The organism is Arthrobacter crystallopoietes (assembly GCF_017603825.1).
GTDB lineage: Bacteria > Actinomycetota > Actinomycetes > Actinomycetales > Micrococcaceae > Crystallibacter > Crystallibacter crystallopoietes_B.
The window spans coordinates 1,125,994-1,150,567 of record NZ_CP072014.1 but is presented as its reverse complement, the minus strand read 5'-3'; the positions used below and the strand labels follow the sequence as shown (position 1 = coordinate 1,150,567).

Here is a 24,574-nt window from a genome sequence, read left to right as displayed (position 1 = left end):
GGCCCGCCAGGCTGCCCGCCCTCCGATAAACAAACGATTCACCGGACGGCGTGCGATCCGGCTCTGAAGCCGGCCCCCTTCCCCCAACGGCGTGACCGGAGTCACTTTGGCGGGCCCGTGAGCTCAAAATACAGCAGAAATTTTTCTCAAAGAAGCCTTTCAGGTATTTCCGAATTACTTCCTTCACGGCGCCACCAATCCGTGATCTGAGTGTAGCGCCGCGCCCGGGATAGTGATATAGGCGTAGTGATACAGGCGGCGCACACCTGCGAGAATGGATACATGTGGCAAAGGCAGTTGGTCCGGCCGGAAGTCCTCGCGCCGGAGGAGTGGCTGCTCCGGGCGAAGGAGCACCAGCGCAGGGCTGCCCGCTTTACGGAGCCGTACCTTCAGCGGCGTTCGGCCGGGCGCAAACATCCCGTGGAGGACTTCCTCTTCACCTACTACAGCCACAAACCCGGGCAGCTGCTGCGCTGGCACCCGGGCGCCGGCGTCGTCGTGACCGGTGACGCAGCAATGGAACGGCAGGGCTGGAAGTACTACCGCCCGCTGTCCCCGGCGGAACGCGGGGTCCTGGGGCTGCCAACCGAGGACCTGGCTAACGACGCCGGCGCAGTCACCTTCGATCACGAAAAGTTCCGCCGGGAGCGGGCCGAGATCGTCGCCTTCGCGCGGGTCATCCTGGCCGGTACCGCCGCCCGTCCGGCGCGGTTCGCCTGCTTCGGGCTGCACGAATGGGCCATGGTCTACAAGTCCCGGCTCAACGGGGTGCGGCACGAATACCTGGACCTGCGGCTCGGCGCCGAGGGGACGGACACCGTGGTGGAACAAAGCCGGATCGGCTGCTCGCACTTCGACGCCTACCGCTTCTACACACCCCAGGCCGCGCCGTTGAACACGCTGCGGCCCAGCCGCGAGAACCAGCGCGACATGGAACAGCCCGGTTGCCTGCACGCCAACATGGACCTGTACAAGTGGGCCTACAAACTCAGCCCCGCCCTGCCGAGCGAACTGGTGATGGACTGCTTTGAACTGTCCTGGCGGATCCGCGAAATGGATATGCAGGCCTCGCCGTACGATCTGACCGCCTGGGGCTACGAGCCGATCCGGATCGAAACGGCCGAGGGCCGGGCCCAGTACGCCGCCGCCCAGCGCGGCTTCTCGGAAGAGTCACAAAAACTGCGTGGCCGGCTGCTGGCCGCGCTGGACAACTTGGACAGTCTGGACCGTATGGACAGGTGAGATCATGAACGGCAATTGCGCTGCAACAAGGGCAACGCGGGCTCTGCTGGCCGTGCCGCTGGCACTGGCCCTGCTGCTGGGCGGGTGCACACCGCCGGAAGAGGAACCTCCTCCGACCACGTCCCCGCCGCAAACGACGGCGCCCGCCTCGCCTTCGGAGCCGGGTTCGCCATCCCCCTCGGAGCCGGGAAGCGCTCCGCCGACCAGCCCAGAGGAAGGAACAGCCATGGTCGATGCCGCCTTGAGGATCGAGTTGACCTCTGCGGGGTCCGATGCCGTGCAGGAACGGACCCTTGAGTGCGCAGACTCGCAGCCGCTTGAAAGTTCCACGGTGCGGGAGCCGGAAGCCGCCTGCGAAGCCCTGGCGAATGCCGGCGAGAAAGTGTTCTTCGGACTGCCGGATCCGAATCTGATCTGCACCCAGGAGTACGGCGGGCCGCAGCAGGCGCACGTTACGGGAACGCTCAACGGGAAGCCGGTGGATAAGCACTTCTCCCTCACCGACGGCTGCAAGATCTCCGAGTGGCACGCCATGGAGGCGCTGCTCGGCGGGATCGGCGGAGCGGTCTAGGCTGCCAGCCGAAGAGCAAGGAGGACGACGGCGGCAGCCGGGTTGCGGCGTCGTTGTTGGCTGTGCGGGCGCCGGCTAGCGGCGGGGGTTGCGCACGGCCTCGCTGACTCTGCGGGCAAGATCCTCGTGGGCGGCACGCTCGGCCTGCTTGTCCGCGCGGTACTTTTGGACCACCGTGCGGGCCAGGCCGCCGGCAATGGCCGCCGCCATGATGGGCAGGAGCAGGGACTTGGGTTTCTCGGCCATGGCGCAATCGTACGGGCACGTGCGCGTTTTTGGCACCGGTTTGGGGCCGCGGTCACGTAGAATTTGCGGTTTGCCAAAGCCGGTAGAATGAAGGATGCAAGCTCGCGGAGCGCTGGATCAGCGTGAGACGGCACGGTTTCCGCGCGCCTCGCTTCGTTGAAGAGCCAGATTCCAAGCACAGGAGTTACCGGATGCCCCGGATCGTTGTTGATGTCATGCCCAAGCCCGAAATTCTTGATCCGCAGGGCAAAGCCATTGCCGGCGCGCTGAAACGACTGGGCCAGACCGGCTTCAGCGAGGTCCGCCAGGGCAAGCGCTTTGAGCTCACCGTCGACGGCGAAGTGACCGCGGAGATCCTGGAGCAGGCCCGCCACGCGGCCACCACCCTGCTGTCAAACCCCGTGATTGAAGACGTCACCCGCGTTGAGGTCATTGTCGAGGCCACCATCGGAGCCGGCGAGTAATGACTGAAACTCCCCTGATCGGCGACTTCTCGCCCGTGCCCGACAGCGGCTTGTCCGGTGCCCGCATTGGCGTCATCACCTTCCCCGGCACGCTGGATGACCGGGATGCTTCCCGCGCGGTCCGCATCGCCGGCGGTACGGCCGTCAGCCTCTGGCACGGCGACCATGACCTGAAGGGCGTTGACGCCGTCGTAATTCCCGGCGGTTTCTCCTACGGCGACTATTTGCGCGCCGGCGCCATTTCCCGCTTCGCCCCGCTGATGGAGCAGGTTGCCGAGGCTTCGAAGGCGAAGCAGAACCCGCTGCCCGTGTTGGGCATCTGCAACGGTTTCCAGGTCCTGACCGAGGCACACCTGCTGCCCGGTTCCATGATCAAGAACAACCACCTGCACTTCCTTTGCCGCGACCAGAAGCTGCGCGTGGAAAACAGCAACACCGCGTGGACCTCCGAGTACGCGGCGGGCTCCGAGATTGTGGTGCCGCTGAAGAACCAGGACGGCCAGTACGTCGCGGACGAAAAGACGCTGGACGAGCTCGAGGGCGAAGGCCGCGTGGTCTTCCGCTACGTCGACGTAAACCCGAACGGTTCGCGCCGGGACATCGCCGGCATCTCCAACGCGGCCGGGAACGTTGTGGGCCTCATGCCGCACCCCGAGCACGCCGTGGAAGCCGGCTTCGGCCCGGACTCCTCCGCATTCGGCGATGTTGAGCTCGGCGGCGGCACGGACGGACTGGGAATTTTCACCTCTGTACTGACGAAGATTGTGGCAGGTGCCAAGTAATGAGTGAACGAGTGGACGCCCGCTTGGAATCCGCCGACGAGGCGAGGAACGAGCACGCGGAATTCGGCGACATCGCGCACGCCGTCGAGAATATTGAAGGACGCAAGTTCAACATCGACACCGTCAAGCACGCGGAGGAGACCCCTGACACCGCGCTGCCTTGGGCCGAACTGGGCCTGAAGGAAGACGAGTACAACCGGGTTGTCGAGATCCTGGGCCGCCGCCCCACCGCGGCAGAGCTCGCCATGTACTCGGTGATGTGGAGTGAGCACTGCTCCTACAAGTCCTCCAAGGTCCACCTGCGCCAGTTCGGCGAGAAGGTCACCGAGGACATGAAGCAGCACCTGATGGTGGGCATCGGCGAGAACGCCGGCGTCGTGGACATCGGTGACGGCTGGGCCGTGACCTACAAGATTGAGTCCCACAACCACCCGTCCTTCGTGGAGCCGTACCAGGGCGCCGCGACCGGTGTGGGCGGCATTGTCCGCGACATCATCTCCATGGGTGCCCGCCCGGTAGCCGTGATGGATCCGCTGCGTTTCGGCGCGATCGACCACCCGGACACCGCGCGTCTGGTCCACGGGATCGTGGCCGGCATCGGTGGATACGGCAACTCGCTGGGCCTGCCGAACATCGGCGGCGAGGTGGTCTTCGACTCCGTTTACCAGGGCAACCCGCTGGTCAACGCGCTGGCCGTGGGCGTGATGCGCCACGAGGACATCCGCCTGGCCAACGCGTCCGGCGTCGGCAACAAGGTGGTCCTCTTCGGTGCACGCACCGGCGGCGACGGCATTGGCGGCGCCTCGGTGCTGGCGTCCGAGTCCTTCGAGGACGACGGCAAGCCGGCCAAGCGCCCCGCCGTGCAGGTGGGCGATCCGTTCGCGGAGAAGGTGCTCATCGAGTGCTGCCTCGAACTCTTCAAGTCCTCCGTAGTGGAGGGCATCCAGGACCTCGGCGCCGCAGGCATCTCCTGCGCCACCTCGGAGCTGGCTTCCAATGGCGACGGCGGCATGCATGTTGAACTGACCTCGGTGCTGCTGCGGGATCCGTCCCTGACCCCGGGCGAGATCCTCATGTCCGAGTCGCAGGAGCGCATGATGGCCGTGGTGACGCCGGAGAACGTCGCCGCGTTCGAGGCAATCATGGACAAGTGGAACGTCGAGTACTCCTGGCTGGGCGAGGTCACCGATACCGGCCGCCTGATCATCGAGTGGGACGGCGAAAAAATTGTCGACGTCGACCCCCGCACCGTGGCGCACGAAGGCCCGGTCTACGACCGCCCGTACCACCGCCCCGAGTGGCTGGACGGCGTACAGGCCGACACGTTCAACAGCAGCGCCGCCGAGCGCCCCGCCTCCGGTGAGGAACTCAAGGCCGCCGTGCTGGAGCTGATGGCTTCGCCGAACATGTGCTCCAAGGACTGGGTCACCAACCAGTACGACCGCTACGTCCAGGGCAACACCGCGCTGGCCATGCCGGACGACGCCGGTGTGATCCGCGTGGACGAAGAGACAGGTCTGGGTGTCGCCGTCTCCACCGATGCCAACGGCCGCTACACCTACCTGGATCCGTACCAGGGCGCGCAGCTGGCGCTGGCCGAGTCCTACCGCAACGTCGCCACCACCGGCGCTGTGCCGATGGCCGTCTCGGACTGCCTGAACTTCGGCTCCCCCGAGGACCCTGAGGTCATGTGGCAGTTCGCCGAGGCCGTCCGCGGCCTGGCCGACGGCTGCCAGGAACTGGGCATCCCGGTGACCGGCGGCAACGTCTCGCTGTACAACCAGACCGGCGGCGTGGCCATCCACCCCACCCCAGTGGTGGGCGTGCTGGGCCGCTTCGACGACGTCGCCCGGCGCACTCCCTCCGGCTGGCGTGAAGACGGACAGGCCATCTACCTGATGGGCGTCACCAAGGACGAGCTGGATGGTTCCGAATGGGCCAACCTGCGCGGCCACCTGGGCGGCAAGCCGCCGGCACTGGATCTGGCTGCCGAGAAGCTGCTGGCTGAACTGCTGATCAACGCTTCCCGTGACGGCATGATCGATGCCGCGCACGATCTCTCCGAGGGCGGCCTCGCCGCTGCCCTGTCCGACATGGCCCTGCGCTTCGGCGTCGGCGCCCGCATCGGTCTGGGCGAGGTCTGCGAGCGCGATGGTGTGGACCTGTTTACCGCACTGTTCTCCGAAAGCCAGGCACGCGCCGTCGTTAGCGTGGCCCGCAGCGAAGAGGTCCGCTTCAAGGACATGTGCAGCGCCCGCGGTTTCGCGCACATCCGTATCGGCGTGGTGGACACCGAGAACCAGGCACTGGACTTCCAGGACCAGTTCTCCCTTCCGCTGGCCGAGCTGAAGGAAGCCCACGAGGGCACCCTGCCGAAGTACTTCGCGTAGGTTCTCCTCCTTCCGATCCGCTGATCAGCTGATGTCCTTCCCGCTTCCGGGGAGGGCATCAGCTGCTTCTTCGGTGTTTTCGCCAGGGCCGGGCTCCCAGCTATTCTGCCCGGCGGCCAAAGGGAGTATCTTGGCGGTAGCGCTTGGCGCGCTTTGCGGCCAAGCCGAAGCGGGGGCGGAAAACTTCAACCCGGAGTCTGTCATGCCCCGATCATCCAGCCCCAGAAACCGTTCCCGCGGTAAGTTGTTTCCCGCCCTTTGCCTTGCAGCGGCCGCCCTCCTCTGCGCCACTGGGTGCACGTCGGGAGGCCCGCCGCAGTCGATGGAGACGGTGGAGGCTGAGCCGGTGACGCCGGCGGAAGCATCAGGCGGGGCGACGTCGAAGACCCAGTCGGTGGAAGTTGCCGCTACCACCCTGCGGCCGGTGGATGGGGAAAGGCTTCGCGGGATCTTCGAGAGCATGGCCGGTGAACTGCTGGTTCCGGGCGCCGTAATGCTGCTGCGGACGCCGGAGGACGAGCTCACCTTCACCTACGGCACGGACGCACTGGACGGCAGCGAACCTGTCATGCTGGAGGACCACGTCAGGATCGGCTCAATCACCAAGACCTGGACGGGAACGGTCATCCTGCAGTTGGTCCAGGAAGGCAAGCTCAAGCTGGATGACCCGGTATCTAAGTACAGGGATGACGTGCCGAACGGCGAGAACATCACCATCGAGCAGTTGCTCAACATGCGCAGCGGCCTCTACAACTACTCGGAGTCCTACGAACTCAACCTGGCCCTCGACGAGACCCCGGAGCGAGTCTGGACACCGGAAGAACTGCTGGACATCGCGCTGCCGCTGCCGGTGTATTTCCCTCCGGGCGAGGGCTACCACTACTCGAATACCAACACCGTGCTGCTCGGCCTGATTGCCGAGGAGCTCGACGGCAAACCACTGGCGGAGATCGTCCAGGACCGCATCCTCGAACCGCTTGATCTGACTGAATCGACCTTTCCGCCGTCGGACTCCACACCCATCCCTTCACCGCACCCGCGCGGCTACATGTTCATGAACAACGTGATGACCATCGCGAGCACCAAGCTGCCGGCGGACCTGATCGCGCAGGCGCAGGAGGGAACGCTGGAACCGCAGGATGTCACAGACGAGAACGCCTCGTGGACGTGGGCTGCCGGACAGGGAACGTCAACGGCGGGCGACCTGGCGGATTGGGCAGAAGCCCTCGCCGGTGGCGGCATTCTGAACGAGGAAATGCAGAAGACCCGGCTGGACAGCCTCCAGCCGGTGAACCCGGACGACCCGAACTCGCTGCTGTACGGCCTGGCGATAGCGAAGTTCGGCGAGCTGTACGGCCACACCGGCGAGCTGCCAGGCTTCAACTCATTCGCGGGGCATGATCCGGGCAACGATCTGACCCTGGTGGTGTGGACGAACCTGGCACCCGCAGCGGATGGGCGGGATCCGGCCGCGGCCATTGCCCGCGAATTGATTGGGGAACTATACGCCCCGGCCGGAACCCCTGACCCGTAGTTCAGCCTGGATCAGGCGACGGTCATTTCGCCCATCTGGTCCCAGTCGTCGCCGTCGATCTGGCGGCTGATGATCCGCGGGGTTTCCTGCAGGTACTGCGGTTGTTCGGCCATCGCCTTCTTGAAATGCTCGCTGTTGACGTGCGTGCCGGCTGCGTCATCCTGGAAAGCTTCCACCAGGACGTACTCGTTGGCATCGTCTACGCTACGGGACCAGTCGAACCACAGATTGCCCGGCTCCGCCCGCGTAGCTTCAGTGAACTCCCGGACGAGCTCCGGCCACTGGTCTGCAAACTCGGGCTTGACCTTGAACTTGACCACAATAAAGATCACGGATTGTTGCCTTCCTGTTGGGCGAAGCCGGCCACGGCTCCGATCAGAACTGTCCTTTCATCCTTTCACGCATCCTTCGACATGCCGGAAGCCAGTTTTCGTGCCGCTGCCAGATACCGGCCGGTGACCAATCGCTGGCAGGCCGAGGCAACCGCTCCGCCGAGCTTGTAGAACCAGTTAGAGTGCCGGCTGAAGGCGAACAACTCGAAATACACCTGGCCGTCCGGGTCGAGCACCGCCACGAAACTCTCTTCTCCCGTTTCCGGATGGCCGGGCAATGTACCGTAGCCAAACCCGGCACGTGTGGTGCCTTCCTCTACCCAGACAACCCTGCACGGCGCCGCCAGCCGCAATTTCCCGAAACCGAAGCCGGGCACCACTTGAACGTCCGCCGCTGCCCGGGGAGCCTCGGCCCTGACGCTGAGCCCGGCCAGCCGGTGCAGCTCCCACCCCAGAATGCCCTCAGCCAGCCGGTTGAACGCGTCCTGTCCCGCGCCCACGGCCACACGATGCCGGGCAATCCGGTAGCCCCCTGGCGCTCGGCTGCTCTGCGTCCAGCCGTGCTCGGGGTAGGTCAGTTCTGCATCCACGTCGAACCTGTCGTCCTTCATCGTCATTGTCAGCTGTCCCGACGCTGCTGGGAGCGGCCGGGCGCACCTTGGCCAGCACCGCCGTCGTACATTGCATCACCCAGATCCGTGTGGAAGTCCCTGGCCCAGCGTTCCAGCCGCGCATCCTGGCTGCGGGCGATCACTGCCAGCCCGCTTTCCGCCCATTCCTCGGCCAGCGAGGGGTCCGCCTGACCGACCATCCGCATGGCGTCCACGGCGATGAAGTCCTGTCCGATCTCGGCGGCCAAGTGCGCTGCGTCTTCGAACAGGCCCACGGCCTCCGCCCGGTGTCCGCTTGCGTTCAGGATCCTTCCGCGTTCCAGCAGGATCCGGGCCAGGACCACCGGTTCGCCGTCGTCAATCCGCTCCAGCAGGTGCAGCGCTTCCGCGAACCGGGACTGCATCCCGAGGGCCCGGGCGATCTGGGTGGCCAGCTCGTTGCGGTCGGTACGCAGCGCAAACCTGTTGGTGTCCGCCGCCCGCAGCCGCTGTTCCGACCCCTTCGGATCCGAGAAGTCCCACAGTTCATCGAGCAGGTCCTGGGAGATCACGCTTCCTCCCGCGCGAGTCTGGTCCAGCCCAGGGATTCCCGGTCACGGCGGGGCATACCTGCCACCACCAGGTCATAGGAGTCCTCGATCATGTCGCGGATCATGTCATCCGGCAGGTCGCCGTCGCAGCGGACGCCATTCCAGTGCGTTTTGTTCATGTGGTACGCGCCGGTGATCTCCGGATGGGCGGCGCGCAGCTGCTCGGCCAGCGCCGGTTCGCACTTGAGACTGATGCTCAGCGGGTCCGCGCCCAGGTCCGAGAGCGCAAACATCTTCGCGGGGCCGCTGCGGGCGCGCACTTTGAACACCGAGGCCTCGGGCCCGAAGGGAAAGTCCTCGAAGGCGCCCGGCAGGTCCAGGCACATGCCGCGCAGCGTTGATCCGTCCACCCCATCGAGCCTACCGCCGGCGGCCGGGGTCAGGAAGATTGACGGACCGCCTATGGAGAAGTCCGGCTTTCCAAGTCCGGTCCAAGTCTTTGATGGGAGGATGGTTGACAAGAGTACGACGGCGGCACGCCCTGTTGGGGGCGCGTTGCCCTTTGGCAACGCGAGGCAGGCGGAGGTGCGGCGCATGAGCGGCGGAGTGGAGAAGGCGAAGCACCAGGCGAAAAGGGCGAAAGACGGCGCGGAGGAAGCCTCCGAGTCGAAGACTTTGGAAGTGGTGGCGCGCTTTGGCTGGGCCGCCAACGGGTTGATGCATCTGCTGATCGGCTATATTGCCTTTCGGCTGGGCCTCGGGGCATCGGGGGAAGCAGACCAGGCCGGTGCGATCTCCCAGCTGGCCAGCACACCGGGAGGAGTTTTCCTGCTCTGGGCCGGGCTCATCGCCTGCGCCGCCTTGGCGCTCTGGCAACTAGCCGACGCCGCATTCGGCTACCGCGGGTTGGAAACCAAAAAGAAGTGGGGCAAACGGTTCAAGGCAGCCGGTCTGGCAATCGTCTTCGCCGCCATCGGTTTCACGTTCGGCATCTATGCCCTTGGCGGCAAGAGCGACAGCAGTCAATCCTCACAGGACGCCAGCGCGCAATTGATGGCGTTTCCCGGCGGAACGCTGGTTCTGTTCCTGATCGGCGCCGGCATAGCCATCGCCGGAGTCTTTTACATCTACAAGGGCATTACGCAGAAGTTCCTGGACGATCTGAAATCCCTGCCGCCGGGCGGCGCGAGGATCGGCATCAGCTGGGCCGGTTCTTTCGGCTACGTGGGCAAGGGTGCCGCACTGCTGGTGCTCGGCATCCTGTTCTCGGTTGCAGCGTTCCAGCAGGATCCCCAGGAAGCCAAGGGCCTCGACGGCGCATTGAAGGCGCTGAAAGAACAGCCCTTCGGCGACGCCGCGCTGATTGTGGTGGCCCTCGGCCTCATTTGCTACGGACTGTACCTGGGCGCCCGTGCCCGCTACGGCAAAATGTAGCGGGCACGGGCCGGGCCTATGCGGATCGGTTTTCTCCAGCCGCCTTGGTCTGCGTCAGTTTGGCCCGCGTCAGGACGCGGCGACGGCTGCGCCGAGGCGGTAGCCGGCACCTCGGTGCTGCTCAGGCAGCCGGTCACCCTTGCCGAACAGTTTGTTGCGCAGCGTTCCTTCCGCGTACTTGGTCGGGTAGGCGCCGCGCTTCTGCAGTTCCGGCACGACGAATTCGACGATGTCCTCAAAGGTGCCCGGCGTGATGGCGTAGGCCAGGTTGAAGCCGTCCACATCGGTCTCGTCCACCCACTCAATGAGCTTCTTGGCAACTTCTTCGCCGGAACCCACGGTGATCGGGCCAAAACCGCCGACGCCGACCCATTCGGCCAGCTGCCGGATGGTCCACGGCTTGCCGTCGTCGCCCGAGGCCTTCTGGAACGTCTCCACGGAGGACTGGATGGCGTTGGACTTCACGTTCTCGCCGATCACATCGTCCGGCCCATAGCTGGACAGGTCCACACCCATCCAGCCCGAGATCAGGGCCAGCGCACCGTTGACGTCGGCGTAGGACTTGTAGTCCTCGAACTTGGCCTGCGCGGTGGCGTTGTCCGGACCGGTCACAACGGTCTGCATCGCGTAGATGCGGACGTCGTAACGGCCGCGGCCTGCTGCCTCCACCGCGTCGCGGATCTTCTTGACCGAAGCGGCCAGCATTTCCTTGGTCGGGCACGTGACGAAAACGGCTTCGGCATTCGTTGCCGCGAACTCGGTTCCGCGCTTGGACGCGCCGGCCTGGAAGATCACCGGGGTGCGCTGCGGGCTCGGCTCGGTAATGGCAATGCCGGGGACCTTGAAGTACTTGCCCTCGTGGCCGATCTCGTGCACCTTGGCCGGATCCACAAAGACACCGGCCTCCCGGTCCTTGACCACGGCGTCTTCTTCCCAGGAACCTTCAAGCAGCTTGTAAATGACCTCGAGATATTCGTCGGCGTGGGCGTACCGCTCGTCGTGCTCCATCTGGTCCGTCTGGCCCATGTTGCGCGCGGCCGAGGGCAGATAGCCGGTGACTACGTTCCAGCCGACGCGGCCGTTGGTCAGATGGTCCAGCGTGGCCAGCCGGCGGGCGAAGGGGTACGGGTGCTCATAGGCGGTCCCCGCGGTGACGCCGAAACCGAGGTTCTCGGTCACGGCGGCCATGGCGGAAACCAGCATGAACGGATCATTGACCGGGACCTGGGTACCCGCACGGAGCGTCACTTCGTTGGAGCCGCCGAACACGTCGTAGGTGCCCAGCACATCGGCGATGAAGAGGCCGTCGAAGAGGCCCTCTTCCAGCACCTTCGCCAGGTGCGTCCAGTAGCCGATGGTCTTGTAGTCGGCGGACTTGTCCTGGGGATGGCGCCACAGACCGGGCGATTGGTGTCCAACGCAGTTCATGTCGAAGGCGTTGAAGCGGATATGGCGCTGCGGTTGGTTGAGTGTCATGTCAGGCTCCTTTTCTTGAAGAGAAGAGCCCGCGCCGGCGATCGACAGCGGCATCTGCCTGCTGCGAACCAACGAGAGATCAAACTTCTCCATCGGTCCTGGCGGTAGCACCTTCCTCAAAGAGGGGGTTGCTGCGGCGTCAACGAGCCAGGTCTCTCAGCCGCTCTGGATGGTTACTTGACCATTCCACCGCAGTACGGCGGCGGGGGCGAAATCAATACGTCACACCGGGTAATCACCTGGCCGCTTTTTGTCCACTCCGGTGCCTCGAAGCGATGACGGCACCGGCAGCAAAGCAGACCAGGATGAGAACGACGACGGCGACCGCCAGTGCGGTGCTGTTACCGACCAGCGACGGCAGATTCTGCAGGATCAGCGCCAGAATTGCCAGGAGCCCCACGAATCCGAGCGCCGGGGCGACCGAGCGCTTCCAATCGGACACAGCTGCCTGCCGGCGCCGGAAGAAGACGAGCACCGCCACACTGGTCAATGTCATCAGGACCATGATCCCGAGGGAGGCGAAACCGGCAAACCACGTGTAGAACTGCACGATCGGATCCCAGCCAGCGACAACGGCGGCCAGCAGAAACAGGGCCACTACCGCGTTGTCTGCCATGGAAGCCAGGTGCGGCGAGTTGTGCCGGGCATGTGTCCCTGCGAGCTTCCGCGGAAAGACGTCCCGTCCCGCCAGCTGGAAGAAGTAGCGCGATCCGATGTTGTGGAACGACAGGATGCAGGCGAATAGGCTGGTGGCCAGCAGCACCTGGACGATGTGGCTCCCCGCTGTCCCAAGGTAGAGGGCGGTCGTTTCGGACAACAATGTGCCAGGCGCGTCCGTGGCTTTTTGCACGATCGTTCCGTCTCCCCAGGCACTGATGAGCAACCATGTAGAGAGGGCATAGAAGCCGCCCACCATGATCAAGGCGAGATAGGTGGCCTTGGGAATTGTCTTATCCGGATCGCGGGCTTCATCACGGAAAATCGCGGTGGCCTCGAAGCCGATGAAGCTGAGGATGGCGAACAGCAACGCGATGCCCGGGGCGCCGGACAGGACTGTGGACGGCGTGACGAACCCCGTTGACAGGCCCTCCGGACCACCTCCGCCGAAGACGATGAAGGCGTCCAGCGCCAAGACGATCACGACTTCGGCGACCAGCAGGACGGCCAGCACTTTGCCTGAGACTTCGATGTTCCGGTGTCCCAGCCATGCCACGGCTGCAAGGGCCGCGGCGGCCCAGAACCACCAGGGCAGTGACGGTCCACCGTAGGCGCGCACCACTTCGTCGACGGCTGGTGCGAACAGCCCGTAAACCCCGGCTTCCAAGGCCAGGTAGGACAGCAGCGCCACGAACGCGCCACCCAAGCCTGCGCGTCGGCCCAGCCCCCGCTCAATGTAACTGTAGAACGCACCGGCCGTGGGAACATGCGGCGTCATCGTGGTGAAGCCGACGGAGAACAGCAGGAGGATGCCCGTCGCCAGCAGATAAATGAATGGCAGCCCGGCCCCGTTGCCGCCGGCTATGGCCAACGGCACGGTGCCGCCGATGACGCCGAGGGGCGACGCGGCGGCTACAACGATCAAGACGATGCTTGCAACGCCAAGACGGCCGGACAACCGTGGAGTGTCTGTCTTTGTCTCCGGGACAATCGTCGGCGGGCTGGAAAAACTCACTTCGCTGCTCCCACATGGTTGGCTTCGGCACGCGTGGCCGTAGCTTCCCGGCCTGCATCGGCGCCGGCGACACCAATGGTCCAGACATAGGGCGGTTCGGTGGCGTTGACCTCCCAGTCGCCGACGATCCGCGACTTGTAGATGAACGGGTTGTGCGTCGCCACGGTACGGGCGTTGCGCCAGTGCCGGTCCAGCGCTTTCCCCGTGCTGGTCGAGGATGCACCCAGCACATTGAACAGGGCTCCCGCCGCGTCGGGCACCAGAGCGCTCAGCACAATCTGCGCTTGGCCGGATTCAAGTTCGACGGCGATGTTGGCCGCCTTTTCGGCGTCGTCGTTTTCCAGTCTTGAAGCGAAGACCCGGTCGAGGCTCTGGGCCACGCGGAGGGTGGTGGCTTCCGCAGCGTAGGCCTTGGCGCTGATTTCGCCGACAACCTGCAGAATCTGGGCGTCGTTGCGCACCAGCGGGGCGTTGCCGTGGCCGAAGACGCGCTTTCGCTCGCGTACGTTCGCCGCGACGTCGGTGACCACGGCCTTGGCGATGCCGGCCAGGCTGACCAGCAGGATGTGCTGGTAGAGGGCCGTCTGGTAGGGGAAGCGGTCGGCAAACGCAGCGACGTTGGCCGGGTCCACTTCGGCGTCGGTGAACACCGTGGTCCCGCTGCCCGTCAGCCGCTGGCCGAAGCCGTCCCAGTCGTCGAAGGTCTCAACGCCTGCGGTCTTGGTGGAGATGATGACGGAGACGTCGGAACCGTCCGGACGCTTGGCGGTCACGTCGATCCAGTCGGCGAAGATGGTGCCGGTGGTGTAGAACTTGCGTCCGTTCAGCACCAGCTTGCCGGAGGCTTCGTCGAGCAGAGTTCCGGTGCCGCCGGCGCCGGGCTCGGTCCACGCGTTGCCGGCCAGCTGGCCGTTGGCGAAGCGCTGCAGCCAGACGCTGCGGTCTTCGCGGTGATGGTGGTAGAGGTGTTCCTCCGTCAGGGCGATGTGCGCGCGCAGGGCCTGCGGGATGTTGCTGTCGGCGGCCGCGAGCTCGATGAGCAGCTGGGTGAATTCTTCCCAGTTGAGGCCGTCCCCGCCGAATTCCGCAGGGATGCGGGCGGCGCCGAAGCCGGCTTCCTTCAGCCAACCGATCTGCTCGAACGGGAGTTCCCTGGCCTGTTCACGGTCCAGTGCGCCGGTGGCAATGCGGGCGAAGATCGGCCGGTACTTGGCTGCGGCCTTGGCGAATGCGTTCTCGGTCATGATGTGCTCCTGGGGCTCGTTCGGATCGTTTAGGTGTAGAGGGAGATGGGCTGAACTTCGCCGAGCAGGTAGTTCGCGCCCACCTCGACCTTTTTGTAGTCCACCGGGTCGTGCAGGGTGTGGGTGCGGACGTTGCGCCAGAAGATGTCTAGCCCGGTTTCCGTCTTTGCGGAGGAGGAGCCAGTGACCTCGAAGATCCTGTTGGCCACCTCGACTCCCACTTCGGTGGAGACAACCTTCAGTTGCGCGATGCTGATGGCGATGCGGGTGCGTTCTTCGGCGGTCAGTTCATTTCCGCGAGCAATGACGCCATCGAACTCCGTACCGATCTTGTCGGCGAGCGCCTCGACCGCGGCAATCCGCGAGGAGAGTTCCCCGTACACCCGCTGGGTCAGCGGATCCTGGGCATAGGTTTCCACGGAACTGAGGAACCAGGAGTTCCTGCGGGCCAGGGTGATCTGCCGGCCGCGCTCAAGCGCCCCTTCGGCGATGCCCAGATAGAGGTTGCCGAACGCCAGCTGGATGTACGGCGTGACCAAAGTCGAGAACGGCTCATCCCCCACTTCGCCGATGATGTCGGCCGAGGTGACGCGCACGCCGTCGTACTTTACGGAGCCGCTGGCCGAGAGGCGCTGGCCGAGCGCGTCCCAATCACCGAGGAACTGAACACCTTCGCGATCATGTTCCAGCGCCAAGGCGAGGAACTTCCCGTTATCCGCGCCGCCGTTGACAACGGCGTTAACCAGGATGGCGTCCCCCACCGATGCCCCCGTGGAGAAATGCTTGACCCCGGTGAGCCGGTAGCCGTCGCCTGCCGGTACGAGCTCCAGGTTCGGGTCGACGGGGTTGACCGAGTCACCCCAGGACCAGCGGCCCAGGGCCGAACGGCGAAGCCAGAGCTCCTGCACCTGCGGGCTGCCGTAGAAAACGACTGCGCCCAGATTTGCGTAGTGGTAGGCAAGGATCTGGCCAATGGAGGCATCTACCCGGCTAAGGATCCGCACGGCGTGCAGCGCGCTTTCCCAGTGACCGCCCTCGCCGCCCCATTCGCGCGGAATGATGAGGTTGATCAGGCCGGAATTGCGCAGCAACTCCACCTCGGTGTGGGGGTCTTCGTTCCGGCGGTCGCGCTCCAGCACGTCCGGGCTCAAGGCCGCCGCGACTCCTTGGGCGATCTGGCGCCAGTGGGCCAGTTCTTCCTTGCTTGCTTGTCCGGACCAGGGCGAACGCTGGACGGTGTGCGCGGTCTTTTCGATAACAGGGGAGGTCATGATGTGCTCCTGGGCAGAGGCTCCCGCCTGCCTGCGGCGCGCAGCAACCCAAAGGAAGGGGACGCAGCCGGGAGGGGGCCGTACTTGCCGGACACGGTTTGTGCACGGCCAGATCCTCATCTGGGGCACCCCACTACGGGAGAGGGTTGCCGCCCAACCAGCCAGAGCTTGTCGTTGGGACTCTTGATCTTGGAGTTCAGTATGCCGAGGAGCCGGGCTCCCCGAAACAAAGATGAAGTTATGTGAATCGGGCAGCCGCCCGCCGCAGCTGCACGCCGCTACAAGCCGAGGTACGGCGCCTCGATCTTCGGGCAGGTGTCCATCACGACGTCGAGCCCGGCGGCCTTGGCCCGTTCCGCTGCGGCTTCGTCGATCACGCCGAGCTGCAGCCATACGGCCTTCGCCCCGACCTCGATCGCCTGGTCCACCACGGGGCCGACCTTCTGCGAGTTCACAAAGCAGTTCACCACGTCGATCTCGCCCGGGATCTCCGCCAGCTTTTTGTACCCTTTTTGCCCGTGGACGTCGTCGCCCTTGAGGCTGACCGGAATGATCTCCATGCCCAGCCGGTCCATCATGTATCGGGACACGCTCAGCGCCACGCGGCGCGGGTTGTTGGAGAGGCCGACCACGGCCCAGCGTGCCGGGGTGCTCAGCAGCCGCCTGATGACTTCGGGATCATTCTGATGCGCCATGCCGCCAGCCTACCTGCGTCACATTCACTCGGGAATGGCGGGGCGCGGTTGACGGACTTGCGCCGGCAACTCGAAATGCCATTTAGTGGGAGGACCCATCCCGAGCGGCCGAGAGACCTGGATCGATGAAGCCGCAGCAACCCGCCCCCTTGAACGAGCCGTCAGGCTGAACACGGGCAACGGTGCTACTGCCAGGACCGATGGAAAGGAACTCCACCATGTCCTCAAACACCGACCACATCCGCGTCACCCACGCCGGTTCGTTGCCCCGCACGCCCGAGCTGCTGGCCGCCAACGAAGCCAAGGAAGCCAACGGAATCACGCCGGAATTCCTGGACCTGCTGGAAACCTCGGTGATCGACGTCGTCGCACGCCAGCGGAACCTGGGCATCGATATACCGAACGACGGCGAGTACGGGCATGCCATGGCCAGCTCGGTTGATTACGGCGCCTGGTGGAACTACTCCTTCGCGCGCCTGGGCGGACTGGAGCCGACCAATGTGGACCGCTGGGCCGACGCCGAAGTGCACCGCTCCTCCCCCGGCAACATTGTGCTCACGTCCTTCCCGGACCGCCGCGACCGGCAGAAGTTCAACGACGCCTACAACGATCCGTCCTCCGGCATCCTGGCGCACCGCAAGTCCGTCACCCAGCCCAAGATCGCCGGCCCGCTGACCTACACCGGGCATGATCTAGTGAAGTCGGACGTGACTAACCTGAAAAAGGGACTTGACGCCGCCGGGCTGTCGGAAGGCTTCGTGGCCGCGTTGTCCCCCGGGTCCTGCGCCCGCGTGGCCAACGAGTACTACAAGACGGACGAAGAGCTGCTGTACGCCTGCGCCGATGCCATGCGTGAGGAATACAAAGCGATTATCGACGCCGGCCTGACGGTCCAGCTCGATGACCCGTCACTGGCAGAGAGCTGGGACCAGATCAACCCGGAGCCCAGCCTGGAGGACTACCTGAAGTTCATCCAGCTGCGCGTCGAGGCCACCAACTGGGCGCTGCGCGACCTGCCGCAGGAGCAGATCCGGTTGCACGTCTGCTGGGGTTCCTGGCACGGCCCGCACACCACCGACATCCCGTTCGCGGACATCATCGATTCGGTGCTGCAGATCGACGCCGGCGCCTACTCCTTCGAGGCCGCCAATGTCCGGCACGAGCACGAATGGCGCATCTGGGAAGACACCAAGCTGCCCGAGGGCAAGTCCATTATTCCGGGCGTGGTCTCCCATGCGACCAACGTCGTCGAGCATCCCGAACTGGTGGCAGACCGGATCGAGCGCTTCGCCCGCCTGGTGGGCCGCGAAAACGTCATTGCCTCCACCGACTGCGGACTCGGCGGACGCGTCCACCCGCAGATCGCGATCGCCAAGCTTGAGGCGCTGGGCCAGGGCGCGGAACTCGCCACCAAGCGCCTCTGGAAGTAGCCTCCGCCGGAGCACGACGACGGCGTCTCCTTCCGGGCGGGAGGAGGCGCCGCCGTCGTTAGTCTTTTAGTCCCAGCAGAAGCAGAACGGATTCCCGGCGGGGTCCGCGTACACCTGGAACGCCAGCGCGCTTTTGTTACGCGGCATTGTTACAGCCGCCTTGCCGAATGGGCCCTGCGTGCAGTTTAGTTGGCCTTGACCATCCCGAGCGGCCGAGAGACCTGGATCGATGAAGCCGCAGCAACCCTGGTCGTTGGAAACCTCCCCCGGTTCCCGGCGATAACGAGGTGACAAGCCACGGGAACGGCTAAGCGAAAGCTGCGCCGCAAGGCTTGATCCGTAGGGTGCTACTGCCAGGATCGATGGAGTGATCTCATGACTGCAGTAATCCCGTCCGTGCGGCCGACGGCATCTTCCAGCAGCGTTGACCCGGCCCACCACGCCTCGGCCTTGCCGGTTTCCTTCCGCGGGCTGCGCCGCACCTTCGGCAGCGGGAACGCCGCCCACACCGTGCTCCGCGACATCAACTTCGACGTCCGGCGCGGCGAAGTCCTCGCCATCCTCGGCCCCAGCGGCTGCGGCAAGTCCACGCTGCTGCGCGCCGCGGCCGGGCTCGACGCCCCCAGCGCGGGCTCCGTGGACATCGACGGCACGCCGGTCCAAGGCATCGATTCGCGCTGCGCGTTCGCCTTCCAGGAACCGCGCCTGCTGCCTTGGCACACGCTGCAGGCCAACGTGGCTATCGGCCTGCCCACCGGCACCAGCGCGAAGCAGGGCAAGTCCAAGGTCGCCCGCCTGCTGGAGCTGGTGGGGCTGGACAAGTTCGCCAAGCACCGTCCGCGCGAGGTCTCCGGCGGCATGGCCCAGCGCGCCTCACTGGCCCGTGCCCTCGCCCGCAACCCGGGCGTGCTGCTGCTCGATGAACCGTTCGGCGCCTTGGACGCGCTGACCCGGATCAAGATGCAGGACCTGCTGCTGGACGTCCACGCCGCCGAACCAACCACTGTCCTGCTGGTCACGCACGACGTCGACGAAGCCCTGCAGTTGGCCGACCGGATCATCGTGCTGGGCAAGGAAACCGGCAAAGAGCACGACGGCGCCACCATCGTGCGTACGGTCGATGTCCCCGGCGACCGCCCGCGTGACCGTGGTTCCGTGGAGCTGGCCCGAATGCGCAGCTCACTGCTTGCCAGCCTCGGCGTCGACGGCCACTAACGCCGCCCGACTGGTGCGGCGGCCGGCCGCGCCGTTGTACTCCCCCTGCTTCCCCTGAGCTATGCCGGGTCCGTTGCGGCCCGGATCCACCCGTGTTCCGCGGAACGTCTCCTGTTCCGCACTACTTTTGAAGGATCAATCATGTCGCTTGCCAGCCGCTTTTCCCGCCGTTCCCTCTTCGGTGCCGCCGCCGTTGCCGCCTCCGCTTCCCTGGCCCTGACCGGCTGCGTGGCCGGCGAGGATTCCGAAGCCACCGCTGCCGCAGGTGCCGCCGGCGACGGTGTCCTGAACATCGACTTCGCCACCTACAACCCGTTGAGCCTGATCATCAAGGAAAAGGGCTGGCTCGAAGCCACCCTGGCGGAGGACGGCGTTGAGATCAACTGGATCCAGTCCGCCGGTTCCAACAAGGCCAACGAGGCGCTGCGTTCGGGCGCCGTCGACGTTGGATCCACGGCCGGTTCCGCCGCCCTGCTGGCCCGTGCCAACGGTTCGCCGATCAAGACCATCGATCTCTACTCCCAGCCGGAGTGGTCCGCCCTGGTGGCGCTGCCGGAATCCGGCATCGAGTCGGTCGAGGACCTCAAGGGCAAGTCGGTGGCCGCTACCAAGGGCACCGATCCGTACTTCTTCCTGCTGCAGTCGCTCGAGGAAGCCGGGCTGACCCCCGAGGACGTGACCGTGCAGAACCTGCAGCACGCCGACGGCTGGAGCGCGCTGAACAACGGCTCCGTGGACGCGTGGTCCGGCCTGGATCCGATCATGGCCGGCGCCGAGCAGGAGGGCGCGGAGCTGTTCTACCGGAACCTCGACTTCAACACCTACGGCTTCCTGAACGCCACCGAATCCTTCCTCGAAGAAGAGCCGGAACTGGCGCAGACCGTGGTCAACGCGTACGAGAAGGCGCGCGCCTGGGCCGCCGAGAACCCGGAAGAAACCGCGCAGATCCTCGCCGACGTGGCAGGACTGGATCTCGAGGTAGCCACCACGGTGATCACGGAGCGCAGCAACCTGGACGTCGACCCGGCGCCGGGCGAGGTGCAGCGCGCCGTGCTGGAGAAGATTGGCCCGGCCTTCGTCGAAACCGGCGACGTGGCCAGCCAGAAGCAGATCGACGACGCCGTCGACACGCTTCTCGTAGACTCGCTGGTGCTCAAGGCTGACCCGTCAGCCATCAAGGAATCCTGATGACGCATCTCGGAAATCCTGGAGCCACCGGCAACAGCGTTATCGCCACCAATAAAGAAGGCCTCGAGGCTACTGCCGTGACGATAACAACCGCAGGCGCAGCCCAGCCGGGTCCGGAGGGTCCTTCACAGGACCGCTCCCCGGCAAACGGATGGTCCCCGGCCGGGGTACTGGACAATGGCTGGGCGCGCCTGTTCCTTGGACTGCTCATTCCCGCCGCGCTCATCGCGGCCTGGCAGTGGAGCACTTCCGCGGGCCTCTTCAGCGTGGTCCAGCTGCCGCCGCCGGCCATGGTGTTCGAGGCCGCGGCCGACCTGATCCAGCGCGGCGAGCTGGCCATGCATATTGCGATCTCGACCCAGCGCGTGCTGATCGGCTTCGCCTTCGGTGCCGCTCTGGGCCTGGCGTTCGGCGCACTCGTGGGACTCTCCCGCTGGGCCGACGTCCTGCTGGCGCCGCTGATCGGCGCCCTGCGTGCGGTCCCTTCCCTGGCGTGGGTCCCGCTGCTGATCCTGTGGATGAAGATCGGCGAGGATTCCAAGGTCACGCTGATCCTGATCGGCGCCTTCTTCCCCGTCTTCACCACGGTGTCGCTGGCGCTGCGCCACGTGGACCGCAACCTGGTGGAAGCCGGCCGGGCCTTCGGGCTCAAGGGAGTGAAACTGCTGACCACGGTGCAGCTTCCCGCCGTCGTTCCTTCGGTCTTTTCCGGACTTCGGCTCGCGCTGGCACAGGCGTGGTTGTTCCTGGTGGCGGCGGAACTGATCGCGTCCTCGATGGGACTAGGCTTCCTGCTGACGGACTCACAAAATAATGGCCGCACGGACCGGTTGCTGCTGGCAATCGTCCTGCTGGCTGTGATTGGAAAGATAACCGACGCGCTCCTGGGAGTCGCGGAGAAATGGGCAGTAAAACGATGGGCATAAACGTAGCCGAAACCACCACCGGACAGACCCCCGCGCCGGAGCTCCCGGCCACCGTCTGGACTGAGCCGCAGACCGAGGCCGAGCGCATCGCCTTTTGGGAGGCGTCCGCCCGGCGCCTGGACTGGGCCGAGCCCTGGCACACCGCGCACTCCTCCACCCCCGTGGACACCGAGGCGCGCCGCGGGCCGGAGCTGCGCTGGTTCGACGGCGGCAAGATCAACGCCGCCTACAACTGCGCCGACCGCCACGTGGAGGCCGGCCGCGGCGACAAGGTGGCCCTGCACTTCGAGGGCGAGCCCGGCGACCGCCGCACCATCACCTACGCCGACCTGCAGCGCGAGGTCTCCAAGGCGGCCAACGCCCTGCTGGCCCTGGGCATCACCAAGGGCGACCGCGTGGTCATCTACCTGCCGGTGATCGTGGAGACCGTGGTCATCACGCTGGCGTGCGCCCGGATCGGCGCCGTCCACTCGCTGGTCTTCGGCGGCTTCTCCTCCGAGGCACTGAAGTTCCGTGTGGAGGACACCCGCGCCAAGCTGCTGGTCACCACCGACGGCCAGTTCCGCCGCGGCCAGGCCGTCCCGGTCAAGGCCAATGCCGATGAAGCCGTTGCCGGGGACAACGCTATTGAGCACGTGCTGGTAATCAACCGGACCGGCCACACGGACATCAACTGGGTGGAGGGCCGCGATGTCTGGTGGCACGACGTCGTCGACACCGCCTCTGAGGTCCACGAGCCCGAGGCGTTCGACGCCGAGACCCCGCTGTTCATCATGTACACCTCCGGCACCACCGGCCAGCCGAAGGGCCTGGTCCATACCACCGGCGGCTACCTGACCCAGGCCTCCTTCAGCCACGAGTACCTGTTCAGCAACCCGGATCCGGCCCAGCGCGACGGCGACGTCCACTGGTGCACCGCGGACCTGGCCTGGGTCACGGCGCACACCTACGAGATCTACGGCCCGCTGTCCAACGGCGTCACGCAGGTCATCTTCGAGGGCACGCCGAACACGCCGCACCCGGGCCGCCACTTCGAGATCATCCAGCGCTACGGCGTGACTAGCTACTACACCGCTCCCACGCTGGTCCGCTCCCTGATGGGCTGGTTCCCGGACGGCATCCCCGCCGACTACGACCTCAGCTCCATCCGCCTGTGCGGCACGGTCGGCGAGGCCGTGAACCCCGAGGCGTGGCGCTGGCTGCGCACCCAGGTGGGGCGCGATTCGCTGGTAGCCGGCGATCCGGCGTCGGGCGTTCCCATGGTGGACACCTGGTGGCAGTCCGAAACCGGCGCGACCATCCTCTCGCCGCGCCAGACGGACGCGTCCTTCAAGCCCGGCTGCGCCACCCGCGCCCTGCCCGGCGTTGCCACCGATATTGTCGACGACGCCGGTGCCCGCGTGGGCGCGAACGTCCAGGGCAACATCGTGGTCACCAAAACCGGGCCCTCGATGGCGCGGACGGTGTGGGGTAATCCCGAGCGCTACTTCACGTCCTACTGGGAGAAGTACGCTGACCAGGGCTGGTTCCTGGCTGGCGACGGCGCGCGTTTCGACGACGACGACGACACCTGGATCCTGGGCCGAACGGATGACGTGATCAATATTTCCGGCCACCGCTTGTCCACCATCGAGATCGAGTCCGCCTTGGTCTCGCACCCGGCGGTGGTGGAGGCCGGCGTGTGCCCCACGTTTGACGCGAAGACCGGCCACGCGGCCACCGCGTTTGTGGTGCCGGCGGACAAGTCATTGATCGCCGCGTCCACGGCCGCGGAGCCAACGGCTGAGCAGGCTGCGGCGGCTGCGGAGTTGCGCGCTCATGTTGCGACGCAGATCGGGCCGATCGCCAAGCCGCGCGAGATCGTGTTTGTTCCGGACGTGCCCAAGACCCGGTCCGGCAAGATCATGCGGCGCCTGCTGACCCAGCTGTTCGAGGGCAGCACGTTGGGCGACACCACGAGCCTGCAGAATGAGCCCTGCATCGCCGACATCAAGGAGATCTGCGAGGCGCGGTAGCCCCGGGGCCGGGCGTGGGGCCGGCCCCACGCCCTGCTCGGGCCCATGTTTTGAAGGAGGCTTTTGCATCATGCCTGATCAGAGAGCCAACGGATCCCAAAACATGGACCGTTACGCCTGAACTTGGGCTCGAGTATGCATCGTTCGCGCGTCAACTGGCTTCAGGCCGCTCGACGAACTGCCGCCTTCACTTCCGCCACGACTTTCTCCGGTGTGAATACCAGGTCCTCGAACACATAGCGCAAAGTAGGATAGCCGCTCAGGACTCCAGCATTGTTTCGCTTTCGGTCTTTTCGAAAGGATGCGCGGTCCCAGTGAAAGTCGAAGCCGTCTAGCTCGACGATGAGGCATCTTTCGACAATCATGTCCACGCGTCCAAGGCCACGGATTTGCACCTGCGTTTCTACATGAAGTCCTGCCGTGCGGAACAGATCCCGGGCAATGACTTCAAGCGGTGAGTCGGCATCGTCCCCGATGCCACAAACCACTTCCCGGCGGACACCGTTCCGTTTACCTGGCAAGAGTTCCAACAACTGATCTCGGGTTACTGCTTTTCGCCGCACCGCCGACTCTGCAATCACCAGTGCTTCCAGCCGGGGACGGCAACGAATGGCATGAAGGACGCAGTCGAGGACCGCGACGTAATTGCCCGGCCCTCGCTCGGCCAACAGTTGGCCACGGTGCTTGACGAAGGGGCCGGCGTGCCGTCCGTTGTGTGTCCAGACGTGAACCTGGCTCGGATCCTTAAGGGTCCATAAGCCGAGCTCCTTGGCGGCTGAGACGCAAGTGAGCAACCCGCCAGGCATTAGCGCAGCCCGGAGGACCGGGTCAGCATTTGGCGTTCCAACTAGTCCCCTCCTCAGCACAACGATGGCCCCACTCGCGATGGCCGCCCTGATGCGATCCGGCCCGAAGCCTGCCTTGGCCAAGTCCGCAACCTGGAGAGTACCCCCGTACCGGGTCACATGCTCAGCGATGGGATCCAACGTCTGCATGCATATGAGCATGGACTGAGGGGTAGTTCCACGGCCAGCACCTCTTCGGAAGTGTGGAAAACGGCAGAGGCCTGTCCAACGTTTTCGGCAAACCCACGGGAGAACGCAATGCGACTAAACATTCTTGGTAGCGCGCCGTAACAGTTGCGAGAATAGTCGGGACCATCCCGAGCGGCCGAGAGATCTGGCTCTTTGACGCCGCAGCAACCATCCGGACTCCACCGGAGAGGTGCTACCGCCAGAAGCGATGGAGAGAGCGCAAGCAATCTTTGATCCGGATGGCGCAAGGCTGTCCGGCCTGGCGCCCGATG

Annotated in this window: 23 protein-coding genes and 4 riboswitches; of the genes, 12 read left to right on the top strand and 11 right to left on the bottom strand. The window is 65.4% G+C overall.

The annotated features are described in order from the left end of the window. Positions 1 to 282: 282 nt before the first annotated feature. On the top strand, positions 283 to 1,242 hold the full coding sequence (locus tag J5251_RS05370) for a 3-methyladenine DNA glycosylase (protein WP_208575424.1): 960 nt from the start codon (positions 283 to 285) through the stop codon (positions 1,240 to 1,242). 4 nt (positions 1,243 to 1,246) lie between these two features. Then, positions 1,247 to 1,813, top strand: a complete 567-nt coding sequence (locus tag J5251_RS05365) for a hypothetical protein (RefSeq protein WP_139003966.1) — start codon at positions 1,247 to 1,249, stop codon at positions 1,811 to 1,813. 75 nt (positions 1,814 to 1,888) lie between these two features. Here the strand turns inward: J5251_RS05365 and J5251_RS05360 are convergent, their stop codons facing one another. Then, entirely contained in the window at positions 1,889 to 2,059 is a 171-nt protein-coding gene (locus J5251_RS05360; protein ID WP_208575423.1) for a hypothetical protein, read from the bottom strand. Positions 2,060 to 2,250: 191 nt separating this feature from the next. On the opposite strand from J5251_RS05360, the gene purS reads away from it, so the two are divergent. From purS to J5251_RS05340, 4 genes are all read left to right on the top strand, one after another. Continuing rightward, positions 2,251 to 2,523, top strand: coding sequence for a phosphoribosylformylglycinamidine synthase subunit PurS (purS, locus tag J5251_RS05355; RefSeq protein ID WP_139003965.1), 273 nt, complete (start codon positions 2,251 to 2,253; stop codon positions 2,521 to 2,523). Then, the gene (gene purQ, locus J5251_RS05350) at positions 2,523 to 3,305 is read left to right on the top strand and encodes a phosphoribosylformylglycinamidine synthase subunit PurQ (protein ID WP_208575422.1); all 783 of its coding nucleotides are present in this window, start codon (positions 2,523 to 2,525) and stop codon (positions 3,303 to 3,305) included. The genes purS and purQ overlap by 1 nt, the downstream gene beginning before the upstream one ends. Beyond that, entirely contained in the window at positions 3,305 to 5,695 is a 2,391-nt protein-coding gene (purL, locus tag J5251_RS05345; RefSeq protein WP_244250804.1) for a phosphoribosylformylglycinamidine synthase subunit PurL, read from the top strand. Before purQ ends, purL begins: the two co-directional genes overlap by 1 nt. Positions 5,696 to 6,017: 322 nt before the next feature. Beyond that, positions 6,018 to 7,229, top strand: coding sequence for a serine hydrolase domain-containing protein (locus tag J5251_RS05340; protein ID WP_244250802.1), 1,212 nt, complete (start codon positions 6,018 to 6,020; stop codon positions 7,227 to 7,229). 11 nt (positions 7,230 to 7,240) lie between these two features. On the opposite strand, the gene J5251_RS05335 is transcribed toward J5251_RS05340, so the two are convergent. From J5251_RS05335 to J5251_RS05320, 4 genes are all read right to left on the bottom strand, one after another. Continuing rightward, positions 7,241 to 7,561 carry a putative quinol monooxygenase gene (locus tag J5251_RS05335; RefSeq protein WP_139003962.1) on the bottom strand — a complete coding sequence of 107 codons (321 nt, stop codon included), beginning with the start codon at positions 7,559 to 7,561 and terminating at the stop codon, positions 7,241 to 7,243. 65 nt (positions 7,562 to 7,626) lie between these two features. Beyond that, the gene (locus tag J5251_RS05330; protein WP_244250801.1) at positions 7,627 to 8,178 is read right to left on the bottom strand and encodes a DUF1990 family protein; all 552 of its coding nucleotides are present in this window, start codon (positions 8,176 to 8,178) and stop codon (positions 7,627 to 7,629) included. 2 nt (positions 8,179 to 8,180) lie between these two features. Then, positions 8,181 to 8,723 (bottom strand): hypothetical protein, encoded by a 543-nt coding sequence (locus tag J5251_RS05325; RefSeq protein WP_208575420.1) that lies wholly within the window; start codon positions 8,721 to 8,723, stop codon positions 8,181 to 8,183. Beyond that, on the bottom strand, positions 8,720 to 9,112 hold the full coding sequence (locus J5251_RS05320; protein WP_208575419.1) for an MmcQ/YjbR family DNA-binding protein: 393 nt from the start codon (positions 9,110 to 9,112) through the stop codon (positions 8,720 to 8,722). The genes J5251_RS05325 and J5251_RS05320 overlap by 4 nt, the downstream gene beginning before the upstream one ends. A gap of 184 nt (positions 9,113 to 9,296) precedes the next feature. On the opposite strand from J5251_RS05320, the gene J5251_RS05315 reads away from it, so the two are divergent. Next, positions 9,297 to 10,136, top strand: coding sequence for a DUF1206 domain-containing protein (locus J5251_RS05315; RefSeq protein WP_208575418.1), 840 nt, complete (start codon positions 9,297 to 9,299; stop codon positions 10,134 to 10,136). Between the two features lie 69 nt (positions 10,137 to 10,205). Here J5251_RS05315 and J5251_RS05310 read toward each other — a convergent pair whose 3' ends face one another. The 5 genes from J5251_RS05310 to J5251_RS05290 all read right to left on the bottom strand — a co-directional run bounded on the left by J5251_RS05310 (position 10,206) and on the right by J5251_RS05290 (position 16,494). Continuing rightward, entirely contained in the window at positions 10,206 to 11,612 is a 1,407-nt protein-coding gene (locus J5251_RS05310; RefSeq protein ID WP_208575417.1) for an LLM class flavin-dependent oxidoreductase, read from the bottom strand. An 86-nt stretch (positions 11,613 to 11,698) separates the two neighbouring features. Then, positions 11,699 to 11,788: riboswitch (SAM riboswitch) on the bottom strand. Between the two features lie 59 nt (positions 11,789 to 11,847). Continuing rightward, positions 11,848 to 13,284 carry an APC family permease gene (locus tag J5251_RS05305; RefSeq protein ID WP_208575416.1) on the bottom strand — a complete coding sequence of 479 codons (1,437 nt, stop codon included), beginning with the start codon at positions 13,282 to 13,284 and terminating at the stop codon, positions 11,848 to 11,850. Continuing rightward, complete coding sequence (locus tag J5251_RS05300) at positions 13,281 to 14,528, bottom strand: acyl-CoA dehydrogenase family protein (RefSeq protein ID WP_208575415.1); 1,248 nt, start codon at positions 14,526 to 14,528, stop codon at positions 13,281 to 13,283. The genes J5251_RS05305 and J5251_RS05300 overlap by 4 nt, the downstream gene beginning before the upstream one ends. Before the next feature lie 29 nt (positions 14,529 to 14,557). Next, positions 14,558 to 15,799 carry an acyl-CoA dehydrogenase family protein gene (locus tag J5251_RS05295; RefSeq protein ID WP_208575414.1) on the bottom strand — a complete coding sequence of 414 codons (1,242 nt, stop codon included), beginning with the start codon at positions 15,797 to 15,799 and terminating at the stop codon, positions 14,558 to 14,560. A gap of 75 nt (positions 15,800 to 15,874) precedes the next feature. Beyond that, a riboswitch (SAM riboswitch) is annotated at positions 15,875 to 15,988 on the bottom strand. Between the two features lie 89 nt (positions 15,989 to 16,077). Continuing rightward, a complete protein-coding gene (locus J5251_RS05290; RefSeq protein ID WP_208575413.1) occupies positions 16,078 to 16,494 on the bottom strand; it encodes a CoA-binding protein in 417 nt (138 codons plus the stop codon). A gap of 92 nt (positions 16,495 to 16,586) precedes the next feature. After that, positions 16,587 to 16,701: riboswitch (SAM riboswitch) on the top strand. An 11-nt stretch (positions 16,702 to 16,712) separates the two neighbouring features. On the opposite strand from J5251_RS05290, the gene J5251_RS05285 reads away from it, so the two are divergent. The 5 genes from J5251_RS05285 to acs all read left to right on the top strand — a co-directional run bounded on the left by J5251_RS05285 (position 16,713) and on the right by acs (position 23,268). After that, complete coding sequence (locus J5251_RS05285; protein WP_208575412.1) at positions 16,713 to 17,924, top strand: cobalamin-independent methionine synthase II family protein; 1,212 nt, start codon at positions 16,713 to 16,715, stop codon at positions 17,922 to 17,924. A 375-nt stretch (positions 17,925 to 18,299) separates the two neighbouring features. Then, complete coding sequence (locus J5251_RS05280) at positions 18,300 to 19,139, top strand: ABC transporter ATP-binding protein (RefSeq protein WP_208575411.1); 840 nt, start codon at positions 18,300 to 18,302, stop codon at positions 19,137 to 19,139. 141 nt (positions 19,140 to 19,280) lie between these two features. After that, positions 19,281 to 20,327: an aliphatic sulfonate ABC transporter substrate-binding protein gene (locus J5251_RS05275; RefSeq protein ID WP_208575410.1), complete on the top strand. Its 1,047-nt coding sequence runs from the start codon at positions 19,281 to 19,283 to the stop codon at positions 20,325 to 20,327. Then, entirely contained in the window at positions 20,327 to 21,253 is a 927-nt protein-coding gene (locus tag J5251_RS05270; RefSeq protein ID WP_244250799.1) for an ABC transporter permease, read from the top strand. Before J5251_RS05275 ends, J5251_RS05270 begins: the two co-directional genes overlap by 1 nt. Then, positions 21,244 to 23,268, top strand: coding sequence for an acetate--CoA ligase (gene acs / locus J5251_RS05265; protein WP_244250798.1), 2,025 nt, complete (start codon positions 21,244 to 21,246; stop codon positions 23,266 to 23,268). The genes J5251_RS05270 and acs overlap by 10 nt, the downstream gene beginning before the upstream one ends. A 161-nt stretch (positions 23,269 to 23,429) precedes the next feature. Here acs and J5251_RS05260 read toward each other — a convergent pair whose 3' ends face one another. Then, entirely contained in the window at positions 23,430 to 23,849 is a 420-nt protein-coding gene (locus tag J5251_RS05260) for an endonuclease domain-containing protein (protein WP_208575408.1), read from the bottom strand. A 573-nt stretch (positions 23,850 to 24,422) separates the two neighbouring features. Beyond that, positions 24,423 to 24,517: riboswitch (SAM riboswitch) on the top strand. Positions 24,518 to 24,574 lie beyond the last annotated feature (57 nt).